The sequence below is a fragment of the Micromonospora sp. NPDC048909 genome (genome assembly GCF_040649635.1).
Taxonomy (GTDB): domain Bacteria; phylum Actinomycetota; class Actinomycetes; order Mycobacteriales; family Micromonosporaceae; genus Micromonospora.
This window is the reverse complement of record NZ_JBEZFU010000003.1, coordinates 540,387-552,731: the sequence shown is the minus strand read 5'-3', so window position 1 is coordinate 552,731 and position 12,345 is coordinate 540,387. Positions and strand designations below refer to the sequence as shown.

Sequence of the window (12,345 nt, the reverse complement as noted above, 5' to 3'; positions counted from 1 at the left end):
GCGCCGGCAACCGTGAGGGCTACCGCCCGGTAGCTTGCCGGCGTACCGTCGCGTTCGTGGAACCGGACGTGCTGGGGCCGCCCTACGAGCGGCAGACGATCGACCTGGGCACCGACGACGAGGGGCCGGTGGTCGCCACCCTGGTCCGGCGGCGCGCCGAGCGCCCCACCGGGCGGGCCGTGCTCTACGTGCACGGCTTCGTGGACTACTTCTTCCAGACCCACCTGGCCGACTTCTACGCCGAGCGGGGCTGGGACTTCTACGCGCTCGACCTGCGCAAGTACGGTCGCAGCCTGCTCAGCCACCAGACCCCGAACTTCTGCCGCGACCTCGCCGACTACTTCCCCGAGCTGGACGCCGCAGCGGAGATCATCCGCACCGACGACGGGCACGACACCCTGCTCGCCATGGGGCACAGCACCGGTGGGCTGATCATCTCGCTCTGGGCGCACGCCCGGCGCGACGCCGGTGTGGTCGACGGCATCTTCCTCAACAGCCCGTTCTTCGACCTCAACGCCCCCTGGGCGGTGCGGCGACCCCTCGCGGCCGCCGTCTCCCGGCTGGGCCGCCGGGCGCCGCAGCGCATCATCCCCTTCGGCCTGGGCACGGTGTACGGCGAGAGCATCCACGCCGACCACCGCGGCGAGTGGAGCTACGACCTGGCCTGGAAGCCGCTCGCCGGGTTCCCCGTCCGGGCCGGCTGGCTGAACGCGATCCGCACCGCGCAGCGGCAACTGCGGGCCGGGCTGGAGATCCCGGTGCCGGTGCTGCTCGCCTGCTCGACCCGATCGTTCAAGGGCAAGCGGTGGCACGATTCGGCCGTGCTGGCCGACGCCGTCCTGGACGTCGAGCACATGGTCCGCTACGCGCCCCGCCTCGGCCGGCACGTGACCCTGGCCCGCTTCGACGGCGGCATGCACGACCTCACCCTCTCCGGCCCGGCCGTACGGGAGAAGGTCTTCACCGAGGTCGGCCGCTGGGCCGAGGCGTTCCTCGGCGCCGGCCCGACACCCGCCGAACCGACGTCGGCCGCACCTCAGCCGGCCGAGCCGGCCGCCGTTGCGGCGCCGGCCAGCAGACGCCCGACGGCGGAGGCCGGCGCGACGGCACCCGGCAGCTGACCGACGTACCGCGGGTTATTGGTGGGTCCAGACCCGGCGGGGCTCAGGCGTCGCCGACCGCCAGGACGAAGGACGGCTCAGGCGTCGCCGCTCCTCGGGAGGGCCGCCCGGATCCGGTCGAAGGTCGCCACCGGGTGTCCGTCCGAACCCGGCAGCACCAGGCCCAGGCAGTGCAGAGCAAGCTCGCCGTCGGCGTCCGCCTGCACGCCGAAGACCGGCGCACCGACGTACCCGGACGGCAGGTCGGCGGTGATCCGCAGCGTGCCGTCCGCGCGGACCACCCGCTCGATCGCCACCTCCAGCGGCCGCGACCCGTCCTCCCGGACACCGTGGGCGAGCACGAAGGCCGAGCCCGGCTCGGCACCGATCCGCGCGATCACCTCGGCGTCGGCCGCGATGGCGTCGACCACCTCCTGGGTCCGCCACGCCCAACCGCCCTCGCCCGCCTGCCGGTGCAGGTCGGCGGTGGGCAGGACGGCGACCCCAGCCTCCGGGCGGCGGACCCAACCGGCCCCACCCGGGGTGACCGACACCGAGGCCGGGGCGACGCCGGCAGGCTCGGTGACGCTCGCCCGCAGACCGATCTCGCCCGGTGCCACGCCGGCCAGCGCGTCGGCCGTCAGCAGGTACTCCCCGGTCGCGTCCCGGAACAGCACCGCCGTGCCGTCGCCGCCGTCGCGGTCGGCCTCGCCGGCGCGGCGGTACGGCAGGATGGCCCGGCCGACGATCTGGCAGAGCTCGTAGGCAACGTCGTTCTCGGCGTCGGGATCAAGCAGCACGTGGCCGAGAGTACGTGGTCTCATTCGGTGGTCCTGTGGGCTGGCCGGATCCGGCTCCCGCTGTCCCGGCGCTGGTCACGATCGGTCCGCAGCGACCGGACGAGCTGGAAACCCGATGCCCGCCGACCGTGCTCCGTGCGAACCTGATCGGCGGCACCGCACGAGACCCGTTGCGTCGATCCGCCGGACGACGGCGGTACCCTCTTGGCGCAACACCCACGCGCGCGCCCGTAGCTCAGCGGATAGAGCAGGGGACTTCTAATCCCAAGGCCGCAGGTTCGAATCCTGCCGGGCGCACCTACATCACCGCAGGCCGAACGGCTTGGCGATGCTCAACCACCGGGTTCAGTACGGCGCCCCTTACAGCCATTCGTACACCCAACTCGGCCGAAGAGAGGCTTTGCGGCCTCGTCGACGGCGGCTCGCTCGACCTCTGACACGACGTCGGCGTAGGTGTTCATGGTCAACCCGATCTGGTCCCAGTACCTGCTTGACGGTCGGTCTAGATCTCTTGCGCCGGGCGGCGACCGACGATGGTGTCGTAGACCTCGTCGTACAACGCGTCGTCGACCTCCAACTGGTGCTGATCATCGAGGTAGTAGGCGAACCACTCAAGCACGGCGTGCGGGAGGGCCGGGCCGAGCACAGCGTTGATCTCCGCCCGACTGGTTCCCGGCTTGAGCGCTGGTGCCACTGGCGCTCCAATAGCCTCCAGCGACTCGCGCCACTGCGCCAATTGATCGGTGAGCGTCACTGGTGCATGGTGGCATGCCAGACCGACCGGGGCCACGCTGACGGACGAAGGTACGGGCAATCTCGATGGGATGGCCTGTCTGGTTTCGTGTTGGATGCGGGTCATGTCGCTGACCGTCGGACCCGCGTTCACGATCCCCGGCTACAACGCCATGGCCCCGCCTGACTACACCACCGAGTGCGACGCAACCGTGTATGCGGCAGATGGCGTGGTGGGACACGCCGCCTTCTGGTGGCACTACCTGTCGGGACCCCTGGGTGCCTACCCGGAGTCGGAGGCTGCCTTCGAGGTGCAGGCCGCTGATTACAACGCGATGGGCGCCGTCCTGGACGACCCCGAGCGCTGGCCGGTCATCTCGGTGCGGCTCGACGGAGAAGCGTGGCTACGGATCGTGTACCGCAACATCGAGGATGCGGCAGGACTGGACTTCGTGGAGCAGCGGCCGGGCCGTCCGGCAGAGGTGGTCACCTCGGTCGAGGGCCACGGGTTCACGTCCGCGATGACCTGGGCGGAGCTGCTGGCAGCAGCGGCGCTACCCGATGAGCGGCTGGTCTGGGCGCAGCGGCTCATCCTGATGCTGCCCATGCTGGGTCCGCAGGAACTGTCCGAGGACGCCGAGGAGATCTTGCACAGGGCTCTGGAGGGGATCGGTGCAAGAAACCGGTCGGCCCTAGCAGCGGCCTTGCTCGACGCCTTGGACTGGCTACTACAGCCAAGACCACCCACCGAAGCCGACGCCGCCCGACAACGGCAGACGAGCTGACCAGGCAAGCGACTACCTGACCAGCCGTCCGCGATCTTCTTCTGATCCCAAGGCCGCAGGTCCCGAACCCTGCCGGCCGCACTCCCGGCGCAGAGCGCGGGATGTGGCTGTTGGGTCCCTAGCATGAGCGGGTGCGATCGATCCAGTGGCCAGCGGCCGCCTTGACCGTCGGGCCGGCGTTGGGCGCCAGCGCTTCTGTCGTCAACAGCGTGCCCAGCCTGTTGGGCGAGGTGGGTGAGGCGCGCGCAGATCGCAGCGGCTGGTCGCAGACCGCGGAGTTCGCCAGCCTGATTCTCGACTCCGGCTGGGCGTGGGCTGCCGCGGCCGTGGTCGCTGGCTGGTTGGTGAGCAGCGATCTGCGACCGAGGATGGGGTTGCTCGTCGGGGCACTCGCGGGATGTGTCGCGCTGGTCGCCGCCACGGCCGTCTACTACTGCGGGGAACTGCTGTTCACGGGCGACTTCGGGTGGGGTTGGGTGACGCGGTTCTGGCTGGTCGGCAGCGTGGCGTTGGGACTGCCCCTCGGCGCGGTCGGAGCCACCGTTCGGCGTCCCGGCCCGATCGGAGTTTTCGCAGCGTTGGTCGTTCCTTTCGGGGCGGCGGCCAACATGGTGGTCCTGCCACCGCCGCGGGAGAGCCTGGTGGCGGGACCGGTCCGGCTCACCGTGTGGTTCGCCGCCGTGACCACTGCCGTGTTCGTTGCGGTACGCGCCATCCGTGCTCGGCGCCGCCGCGATCGCGACTTCGGCGCGGAACCTGTCGTACGGTCGAGCCCGCCCGCTGACGCCGATGCTGCCCGACAACGGGTGAGCTGACGAGGAGGCAGAGCGGCTATGTCTGGCGGAGGAGGGTCGTCACGTTGACCAGGTATGTGATCGGGCCGGAGGTCGCCCTTCGACTGGCCCGGGACGAGGCAGTGATCTCCGCCGAGCACCAGATCGTGGCGCCGACGCTGCTCCGCTCGCAGTTGCTGTCGTTGCTGTATCAGGCTGTGCGGCGCGGTGACATGTCCAGGAAGGACGCCGACCGCGCACTCGACTACGTGCGAGGGCTACGGATCCGGCTGCTCGGTGACCGCGTCCTGCAGAGCGTCGCCTGGAAGATCGCCGATCAGCTCGGCTGGCCCGACACGCTCACCGCCGAGTACGTCGCCCTGACCCAACTCCAGGCCGACGCCTTCATCACGCTTGATGCGGAACTCGCCCAGGCGGTGCAGGGGCTGGTCACGACGGCCCCCATCGAGGCCTTGGCCTGAGTCCGTCCTCGTCCCGGCAGAGACAGCCGAGCGCGGTCAGCGCTCCGGCGGGAGGCGGTAGACGGAGACGTGCGAACGCGAGTCCGCGGTGAATTCGGCCCCGGTCCAGTCGGCGTGCCGGGATTCCAGCTGGAACCCGGCCAGTTGGGCCATCAGGTCGAGTTCGGCCGGCCAGATGTAGCGGTGCGGGCTGCGGGTCAGCCGAGCCTGCCGGCTCTCGTCGAACTGGAAGTGGTGCGACACGGCGTGCTGGCGCAGCGTGTCGTAGGTGTCCAGGCCGATGTAGCCGGGATCGCTGTGCCAGACCACCGCCTGCTGGCCGGGCGGGAGCTTGCGCAGCTCCGGCACCCACAGCTCGATCACGAACCGGCCGCCCGCCGTGAGGTGGCGGGCGGCGTTGCGGAAGCACTCGACCTGTTCGGCCTGGGTGAGCAGGTTGGAGATGGTGTTGTAGACGAGGTAGACGACGGCGTAGTCACCCGAGGCGGAGGCGGTCGCCATGTCGCCGACGACCACCGGGATCGTCGCCTCGTCCACCTTCGAGCGCAGCTGCTCGATCATCGGGAGGGACAGCTCGATGCCGGTGACCGGGACGCCGCGCTCCGCGAGCGGTACGGCCACCCGTCCGGTGCCGATGGCGAACTCGAGAGCCCGCCCGTCGCCCGCGAACTCGGCGAGCCGGTCAACGGTCGGCCCGAGGACTTCGGGGGAGAACATCCCGGCGCCCGGCGTGTCATAGCGCTGGGCGGCATCGGCGTCCCAGATCTGCTCCTGCTCCACACCGCCCACCATCGACCCGACGATCCACTTTGTCGAACCGTTTATCGCCCGGCGAGGCTCGGGGCGAGAGGGACCCGGCGGCCGGGCAGCGGGCGTGGCGCGGCTGTGGCAGGGTGCGGGGCAGTCCCCGCCCGAGACCTGACCGGAGTGTGACTCCATGGCGCACATCGACCTCGGCGTCGACGAGCAGCGATTTCCCGGCGTCACCGGCCTGATGCGGTTCCGGCCGGAGACGGCCCGGCCGCTCAACGCACTGGTCGAGGTGCTGCTGCGCGCCGAGCCGCACCCGTTGAGCCGGGGCGAGCGCGAACTTGTCGCCGCCTACGTCTCCGGTTTGAACGAATGCGACTTCTGCTCGGCGGGGCACTCGGCGACAGCAGCGGCCCAGCTGGACGGCGGAATGACGCTGGTCGAGCAGGTCCGGGTCGACCTGGAGCACGCTCCGATCTCCGGCAAGCTGCGCGCGCTGCTGCGCATCGCCGCCGCCGTGCAGCAGGACGGCCGGAAGGTGACCGCCGAGCTGGTCGAGGCGGCGCGCGGCGAAGGCGCCACCGATCTGGAGATCCACGACGTCGTGTTGATCGCCGCCACCTTCTGCATGGTCAACCGCTACGTCGACGGCCTGGCCACCCTCACCCCCACCGACCCCCAGGCCTACGCCGCGATAGCCCACCGGATCCTCACCCACGGCTACACCCCCTGACCCCACCCACCTCACCCCGAGCCGCCCCCGGTCGATCACGAAGTTGTTGTCAGCAGCCCCGGCGTGTCCGGGCAACAACTTCATGATCAACAAGACGGAGTGGGGTCAGGTGAGCAGGTCGGTCAGGGTGCGGTCGGCCTGGGCGAGGGACGGGTCACCGGTGGCCGGCAGGTTCAGCACCCGCCGGCAGCCGTCGAGTTCCACGTACACCTCGGCCCCCGGGGTGTGCGCCGGGCGCAGCAGCGCGACCCGGCCGGCCGGCGTGGCGCACGCCGCCGCCGGCCCGGTCTCCGCCAGCGCGCGAGCCACCGTCGCCCACCGATCGGGCGGCAACACCCGGCCGTACGCGAACTCGCCGGCCGGCTTCGCGCTGCCCTGCTCGCGCGCGGGGACCCGGTAGACGCAGAGCCGCACGGCGACGTCGGCGGCGATCGGCGGCGGCCCGGTCGCCCGCGTCGGCGATGGCCCCGAGGCCGTCCGCACGGCGACCATGTCCGCCCATTGCTGGGCGCAGCCCGCGGCGGCCGCCTCCGCCGACTCGATCTCGCGGACGGTACGCGTCGAGACGGTGGTCAGCCGCAGCCCGCCGAGCGCCGCGCGGACCTCGGCCCGGGGCTTACCACAGCCGTCGGCCGGAATACCGGGGCGCAGCCAACCGCCCCGTTCGTCGAGCAGCGCGAGCCAGGGCGGGAGGACCAGATCAGCCGTGCACGCACCGCGGGCCGGTGGTTCGTCGGGCAGCCGTAGCGCGGCGACGAGCGCGGCCACGTCGTCCGCCCGCCGCTCGGTCACCACCAGGTCCCGCCCACCGCCGGGACGCTGCCGCGCCTCCTGACCGCAGAGGACGGCGGTGACCGGGGTGAAAGTGTCGTCGAGCAGCGGCAGGCCCGTCGCCGCACCGGGCACCGGTAGGCCGCCGCCAACCTCGGGGGCGGCGGGCGCGCAGGAGGTCCACCGCTCGACGATCCGCGGCGGACCGCCGTCGCGGGCTGGGGGGCCGGGCGACCCGGACGGTACGCAACCGGCGATCGCGACGCCGACCACCGCGATCGCCGCCGCCGCCATCAAGCCGCCCGACCCCCCGCTCACCACGTCCATCGGACGCGGCGTCGGACCGCCCGGTTCCGCCGGCCCGCCGCCACCCGGCCGCGAGGGCGGCCCGCGGGTTGGCGTGCTCCGGCGGGATGACGATCGACAAGCGGTAACCGTCCGGCACCGGCCGCCGACCACCTGACCTGCATCGATTGCGGCGCTCGTTTACTCAATGGCAATACGTCGCACACAGTGTGTGACTGGGCCTCCGAGCCCGTGTTATTCTCCGTTGTCGATCTATGCCGCAGGGACCGGACCGGGTCCTTGTCGGAAGGACGCTTCTCCCCATGCCGGCCGTTCCTGTTCGGACCGCGCCGCCCGCCGTGCTGGACAGCCCGGCCGGCGGCGCGCTCAACCTCATCTTCACCACGCTGCCGGCGGTGCTACGACTGACCTGCGGGCTGGTCGCCGCCGTGGTGGCCCTCTCGGTCCGGACACCGCCGGTGCAGACGGCCCTGCTGCTGCCCACCGTCGCGGTGCTGACCGCCTGGTCGCTCTGGTACGCCGCACGGACCCTGCGCGGCGGGGTGACGCCGTCGCTCGTGGCCGGTGACGTCGCGCTCACCACCGCGGCCTGTCTGCTCATTCCCCAGTTGGTGGCGCCCGAGGTGCTTCCCGGCGAGGGAAGCTGGATCGCGGTGCTGGCCAGCACAACGGTGATCAACGCCCAGGTCACCGCGCCGGCTCGGTGGTCGATCCCGGCCGGTCTGCTGGTCACCGCCGGCTACGCCACCGGCGCCCACGCCGCCGGCAACCCACGGGAGGCCACCGCGCACGCGGCGACGCTGTTCGTACAGACCGGTTGCACGGCGATGATGAGCGCGGTGATGCGGCGCCGGATCGCGCGCGCCGACCGGGGCTTCGCCGAACACCAACGGCTGGCCCGGGAGGCGTTGCTGGCCCGCACCGCCCGGGAGTCCGAGCGCCGGCAGAACCGCGACCTGCACGACACCGTGCTCGGCACGCTGACCATGATCGGGCTCGGCGCCGTCTCCGGTCCGTCCGTGGCGTTGCGCGAGCGGTGCGCCGCCGACCTGCGTACCCTCACCGCCCTGGCCGACGCCCGCGGGGTTCCCGGCGACGGCCCGGTGGCGCTGGACGACCGGCTGCGGGCGGTCCGCGATCGGCTGCCGGAGTTGCCGGTGACGCTGGAACTGGCCGCGTGCACGGCGCCCGCGGCGGTGGCGGACGCGGTCACCGCCAGCGTCTACGCCGCGCTGTCCAACGTGGCCCGGCACGCACCGGGCGCGACGGCCGGGCTGCGGCTGGCCCGGGACGCCGGCGGCGTCGTGGTCGAGGTGGTCGACGACGGCCCCGGCTTCGACCCGGCCACCGTCCTGCCGCACCGGTACGGGCTGCGCGAGTCGGTGCGCGGCCGGATGGCGGCGATCGGTGGCAGCGCCCGGATCGACTCCGACCTCGGCGCGGGCACCCGGATCCGGCTGGAGTGGCCCGGTGTCGGCTGAGCTGAACGCCGCCGCCCGCACCCCGACCCGCGACGGGCGACCGGGCACACCGGCGGCGGTCCGACCGGGCGGGAACACTGCCGGCGTGGCCGGGCCGCCGCCGAGGTCGCGTACCCCCGACGACGCCCCGGACCACCACCCGGCGGGTCCGGTCGGGGCGGGCCAGGCGGCGGCAGCCGTGGCGCGCGCCTCGGACCGCGGCGCCCGGATAGCGGCGGTGGCCATCGCCCTGGCCTGGCACGCCGCGATCGCCCTGCCGGCGGTGCTGGCCGCCCAGGCGCAGCTGGCGGCGCCCGAGGTGGCGCTCGCCGGCTGGGTGGTCGTGGCGGCGGCCGGCGTGCTGGCCGGGATCCGGCTGCTGCGCGGCCAGCCGCTGCCGGCGTGGCCGCTGGCCGGGCTGCTGCTCCTCATCGACGCGACGGTCTTCGCCGCCGCCGGCGAACGGCAGCTCTTCACCGCGGCCAACTGGGTGTGGGGCACCCTCGGTTGGTTCCTCGTGCTCGCGGTCTGGGGCCGGCGGGTGGCCGGGCTCTTCTCCCTGCTGGCCGCGCACTCGCTGATCGCGCTGGTGGCGGTCGTCGGATACGGCGCGACCGAGCCCGCGGACCTGGCCCGCTTCGCGATGTACGTGTACGGCACGTCGTCGCTGCCGGTGGCGGTCTTCGTGGGCAGCACGGCGATCGCGGCGCTGGCCCGGGACCGGGCCGCCACCGCCGCGGCCACCCACGCGATGACCGCTGAGCGGGACGCGGCCGAGCGGGCCCGCCGTGACCGACGGGACCAGCTGGCCCTGGTCAGCGGCGCCGCGGAGGCGGTACTCGCCGAGCTGGCCGACGGTCGCGCCGACCCGACCGACCCGACCGTGCAGCGGCGCGCGGTGCTGGCCGCCGCACGGCTGCGGCGGTTGATCGCCGAGGCCGACGACGTGCCCGATCCGCTGCTGCACGAGTTGCGCGCCGCGGCGGACCTGGCCGAGCGGAACGGGCTGCCGATCGACCTGGTGATCATCGGTGCGCCGCCGCCACTGCCGGTACGGATCCGCCGGCGGCTCGCCGACCCGCTCACCGCCACCCTGGCCGACGCGGACGGCTGGGCCCGGATGACGGTGGTCTCCGGCCCGGACGAGGTGGTGGTCAGCCTGGTCACCCCGGACCGGGAGGGCCCGGACACGGCGGGGCCCCCGACCGGCTACGGGGACGGCGACGACGACGGTCGGGTGGAGCGGCTCTACGAGCGGGACGGGGAGATCAGATGGGCGCAGACCCGATGGCGGAGATGAGCGCGCAACGGCCGATCGGGGTGGCCATCGTGGACGACCACCCGGTGGTGGTCGAGGGTGTGCGCGCCTGGCTCGCCACCGAGCCCCGACTGACCGTGCTGGCCACCGGCGACGACCCGGACGAGGTGCTGCGGGCCGCGCCGGACGCCGACGTCGTCCTGCTCGACCTGCGGCTGCACGGCCGGATGGCGCTGGGCAAGCTGGCCGAACTGAGCGCGGCGGGCCGCCGGGTGGTGGTCTACTCCGAGCACACCGACCCGGAGACGATGCTCGCCGCGCTGGACGCCGGCGCGGTCGCCTTCCTCGCCAAGCACGAGGGCCGGGAGCACTGCGTGGACACGGTGCTCGCCGCGGCGAGCGACCGCCCGTACGTGCCGCCGGCGCTGGCCGGCGCGATGGTCGGTGACCCGCGCCCGGACCGACCGGTCCTCTCCGACAAGGAGCGCGAGGCCCTGCTGCTCTGGTTCCAGTCGATGTCGAAGGCGTCGGTGGCCCGTCGGATGCGGATCAGCGAGCACACGGTCAAGCAGTACGTCGACCGGGCGCGGATCAAGTACACCCGAGCGGGTCGGCCGGCCGCCACGAAGGCGGCACTGTTGGCCCGGGCGATCGAGGACGGCCTAGTCCGGCCGGAGGAGATCGGCATCTACCGGTCACAGGCGAGCTACGACCGGCCGACCCCCTAACGGGTGTCATGACACCTGGGCTGCTGATCCGCCACCCTCGACGGTGACATCAGCTGCCCGGGAGGTCGTGACTATGCACGGTGACGCGTCCCCCTTCTTCATCGGTCCGCACCGCTTCGACGCGCCGGACGATGAGGTGGGACCGGTGCTCGACCGTCGGTACGAGCTGGTGCCGGTGGCTGGCGAGCAGCTGCTCTGGCGGCAGCGGCTGCTGGTGGCGGGGCACCTGCTCGGCCCGAGCGAGACCCGGCGGGCATGGGCGCTGCCCGGGCCGGTGTCGGTGACCGTCACCGACCAGCGGATCGTCTGGGTGGGCGAGGGATCGCAGCTGGCGGTGGTGGCCGGCGGGCGGGCGGGCGGCACGGTCCGGCAGCGTCCGCCCGCCCGGCAGGCCGGCCTGGTGAGCGGGCAGATCCGCTGGCAGTGGCCGTCCCGACTGGAGCTGCTGCCGGCCCGGGCCGAGCACCCGGCGCAGCTGCTGATCGTCTGCGACGCGTTGCGGACCATCCAGCAGCCGGCGCTCGCCCTCAGCGGGCCGGCCGACGAGATCGTGGAGCTGGCCCGGCGGGTGTGCCGGACCGTGGCGGCCTTCCGGCTGACTCGCCCGCACCTGGTCGACCTGTCAGCTCAGGAGCGGGACGTGCTGGCGCTGCGGTCGCACGCCGCGCTGATCGCCGGGGACGCCCGGATCACCCTGCCCGGGTCGCTACCGGTGGAGTTCCGCTCCCGGGACGACTACTACCGGCGTGCCGTGGCACCCGAGCATCCCGGGCCCGCAGGCGACGCAGCATCCGGGCATCGGTGAAGCCGACGGTCCGGGCGGCGGCGTCCATGGTCGTACCGTGCCCGATCAGGTGTTCGGCGCGCTCGACCCGCAGCAACTGCTGGTAACCGAGCGGGGTGAGGCCGGTCGTCCGGCGGAACAGCCGGGTCAGGGTCCGTTCGGCGACCCCGCCGACGGCGGCCAGCTCCGCCAACGGCAGCGGCTCGGCGAAGCGGCTGTCGATCAGATCCTGCACCCGGTGCACCGCGTCGGACAGGTGTGACCGGTACCGCATCATCGCGCTCGCCTGCTGCTCGTGGCCGTTGCGCCGGGCGTACACCACCATGGTGCGGGCGATCGCGGCGGCCGCGGCCGGGCCGTGCCGGGTGGCCACCAGGTGCAGCGCCACGTCGACGCCGCTGGCGATGCCGGCCGAGGTGACCACCCGGTCGTCGACCACGTAGAGCACGTCGCGGACCACCCGGGCGGCCGGGTGCCGCCGGGCCAGGTCGTCCTGCACCTCGTGGTGGGTGGTGCAGCGCCGCCCGTCGAGCAGCCCGGCCCGGCCGAGGGCGTACGCGCCGGCGCAGACGCTGGCCACGGTGCCCCCGCTCGCGTGGTGGGCGGCCAGCCGCCGCAGGTCGTCGACTCCGACCGGCCCGTGCGGCGGGTGCGCGCGGGGTCGCCAGCCGGGCACCACCACCAGGTCGTCCGGAGTCAGCTCGGGCCACGTGGTGTCCGCGACCAGCGGTACGCCCTGGACGCTGGGCACCTGGTTCCGCTCGGCCACGTAGTGCAGCTGGTAGTCGTGGCCGAGGTCGGCGGCGGCGGAGAAGACCTGGGCCGGCCCGGCGAGGTCCAGCAGGTGCAGCTGCGGAACCAGCAGGAAGACGACCCGGGTCAC

General features: G+C 73.2%; 14 protein-coding genes and 1 tRNA gene. 10 read left to right on the top strand and 5 right to left on the bottom strand.

Annotated features, from left to right (window positions below; all coding sequences use genetic code 11):
- Window positions 1–56: 56 nt before the first annotated feature.
- Window positions 57–1,121, top strand: a complete 1,065-nt coding sequence (locus AB0C04_RS11905; protein WP_357052026.1) for an alpha/beta hydrolase — start codon at window positions 57–59, stop codon at window positions 1,119–1,121.
- Between the two features lie 77 nt (window positions 1,122–1,198).
- Here the strand turns inward: AB0C04_RS11905 and AB0C04_RS11900 are convergent, their stop codons facing one another.
- Window positions 1,199–1,900, bottom strand: a complete 702-nt coding sequence (locus AB0C04_RS11900) for a hypothetical protein (RefSeq protein ID WP_357052023.1) — start codon at window positions 1,898–1,900, stop codon at window positions 1,199–1,201.
- Window positions 1,901–2,124: 224 nt separating this feature from the next.
- Between AB0C04_RS11900 and AB0C04_RS11895 the strand changes: the two genes are divergently transcribed.
- Window positions 2,125–2,197, top strand: a tRNA-Arg gene (locus AB0C04_RS11895).
- Window positions 2,198–2,402: 205 nt separating this feature from the next.
- On the opposite strand, the gene AB0C04_RS11890 is transcribed toward AB0C04_RS11895, so the two are convergent.
- Window positions 2,403–2,654: a hypothetical protein gene (locus tag AB0C04_RS11890; protein ID WP_357052020.1), complete on the bottom strand. Its 252-nt coding sequence runs from the start codon at window positions 2,652–2,654 to the stop codon at window positions 2,403–2,405.
- 103 nt (window positions 2,655–2,757) lie between these two features.
- Here AB0C04_RS11890 and AB0C04_RS11885 point away from each other — a divergent pair, with 103 nt between their 5' ends.
- From AB0C04_RS11885 to AB0C04_RS11875, 3 genes are all read left to right on the top strand, one after another.
- Window positions 2,758–3,417, top strand: coding sequence for a hypothetical protein (locus AB0C04_RS11885; RefSeq protein ID WP_357052017.1), 660 nt, complete (start codon window positions 2,758–2,760; stop codon window positions 3,415–3,417).
- A gap of 131 nt (window positions 3,418–3,548) precedes the next feature.
- Window positions 3,549–4,232, top strand: a complete 684-nt coding sequence (locus tag AB0C04_RS11880; RefSeq protein WP_357052014.1) for a hypothetical protein — start codon at window positions 3,549–3,551, stop codon at window positions 4,230–4,232.
- A 44-nt stretch (window positions 4,233–4,276) separates the two neighbouring features.
- Window positions 4,277–4,672 carry a hypothetical protein gene (locus AB0C04_RS11875; protein WP_357052011.1) on the top strand — a complete coding sequence of 132 codons (396 nt, stop codon included), beginning with the start codon at window positions 4,277–4,279 and terminating at the stop codon, window positions 4,670–4,672.
- 36 nt (window positions 4,673–4,708) lie between these two features.
- Here the strand turns inward: AB0C04_RS11875 and AB0C04_RS11870 are convergent, their stop codons facing one another.
- The gene (locus AB0C04_RS11870; protein ID WP_357052008.1) at window positions 4,709–5,464 is read right to left on the bottom strand and encodes a class I SAM-dependent methyltransferase; all 756 of its coding nucleotides are present in this window, start codon (window positions 5,462–5,464) and stop codon (window positions 4,709–4,711) included.
- Window positions 5,465–5,609: 145 nt separating this feature from the next.
- Here AB0C04_RS11870 and AB0C04_RS11865 point away from each other — a divergent pair, with 145 nt between their 5' ends.
- On the top strand, window positions 5,610–6,155 hold the full coding sequence (locus tag AB0C04_RS11865) for a peroxidase-related enzyme (protein WP_357052005.1): 546 nt from the start codon (window positions 5,610–5,612) through the stop codon (window positions 6,153–6,155).
- 105 nt (window positions 6,156–6,260) lie between these two features.
- Here the strand turns inward: AB0C04_RS11865 and AB0C04_RS11860 are convergent, their stop codons facing one another.
- Entirely contained in the window at window positions 6,261–7,244 is a 984-nt protein-coding gene (locus AB0C04_RS11860; protein ID WP_357052002.1) for a hypothetical protein, read from the bottom strand.
- Between the two features lie 290 nt (window positions 7,245–7,534).
- On the opposite strand from AB0C04_RS11860, the gene AB0C04_RS11855 reads away from it, so the two are divergent.
- The 4 genes from AB0C04_RS11855 to AB0C04_RS11840 all read left to right on the top strand — a co-directional run bounded on the left by AB0C04_RS11855 (window position 7,535) and on the right by AB0C04_RS11840 (window position 11,483).
- Window positions 7,535–8,713, top strand: coding sequence for an ATP-binding protein (locus AB0C04_RS11855; protein ID WP_357051999.1), 1,179 nt, complete (start codon window positions 7,535–7,537; stop codon window positions 8,711–8,713).
- On the top strand, window positions 8,703–9,992 hold the full coding sequence (locus tag AB0C04_RS11850) for a hypothetical protein (RefSeq protein WP_357051996.1): 1,290 nt from the start codon (window positions 8,703–8,705) through the stop codon (window positions 9,990–9,992). Before AB0C04_RS11855 ends, AB0C04_RS11850 begins: the two co-directional genes overlap by 11 nt.
- The gene (locus tag AB0C04_RS11845) at window positions 9,965–10,678 is read left to right on the top strand and encodes a response regulator transcription factor (RefSeq protein ID WP_350871996.1); all 714 of its coding nucleotides are present in this window, start codon (window positions 9,965–9,967) and stop codon (window positions 10,676–10,678) included. The genes AB0C04_RS11850 and AB0C04_RS11845 overlap by 28 nt, the downstream gene beginning before the upstream one ends.
- A 73-nt stretch (window positions 10,679–10,751) precedes the next feature.
- Window positions 10,752–11,483, top strand: a complete 732-nt coding sequence (locus AB0C04_RS11840; RefSeq protein WP_357051993.1) for a hypothetical protein — start codon at window positions 10,752–10,754, stop codon at window positions 11,481–11,483.
- Here AB0C04_RS11840 and AB0C04_RS11835 read toward each other — a convergent pair.
- Entirely contained in the window at window positions 11,368–12,345 is a 978-nt protein-coding gene (locus AB0C04_RS11835; protein WP_357051989.1) for a DJ-1/PfpI family protein, read from the bottom strand. The genes AB0C04_RS11840 and AB0C04_RS11835 overlap by 116 nt on opposite strands.

Coding starts and splice junctions, on each gene's coding strand:
- AB0C04_RS11885 (WP_357052017.1), top strand. CDS start 2,758: ATGTCGCTGACCGTCGGACCCGCGTTCACGATCCCCGGCTACAACGCC.
- AB0C04_RS11840 (WP_357051993.1), top strand. CDS start 10,752: ATGCACGGTGACGCGTCCCCCTTCTTCATCGGTCCGCACCGCTTCGAC.
- AB0C04_RS11865 (WP_357052005.1), top strand. CDS start 5,610: ATGGCGCACATCGACCTCGGCGTCGACGAGCAGCGATTTCCCGGCGTC.
- AB0C04_RS11845 (WP_350871996.1), top strand. CDS start 9,965: ATGGGCGCAGACCCGATGGCGGAGATGAGCGCGCAACGGCCGATCGGG.
- AB0C04_RS11855 (WP_357051999.1), top strand. CDS start 7,535: ATGCCGGCCGTTCCTGTTCGGACCGCGCCGCCCGCCGTGCTGGACAGC.
- AB0C04_RS11870 (WP_357052008.1), bottom strand. CDS start 5,464: ATGGTGGGCGGTGTGGAGCAGGAGCAGATCTGGGACGCCGATGCCGCC.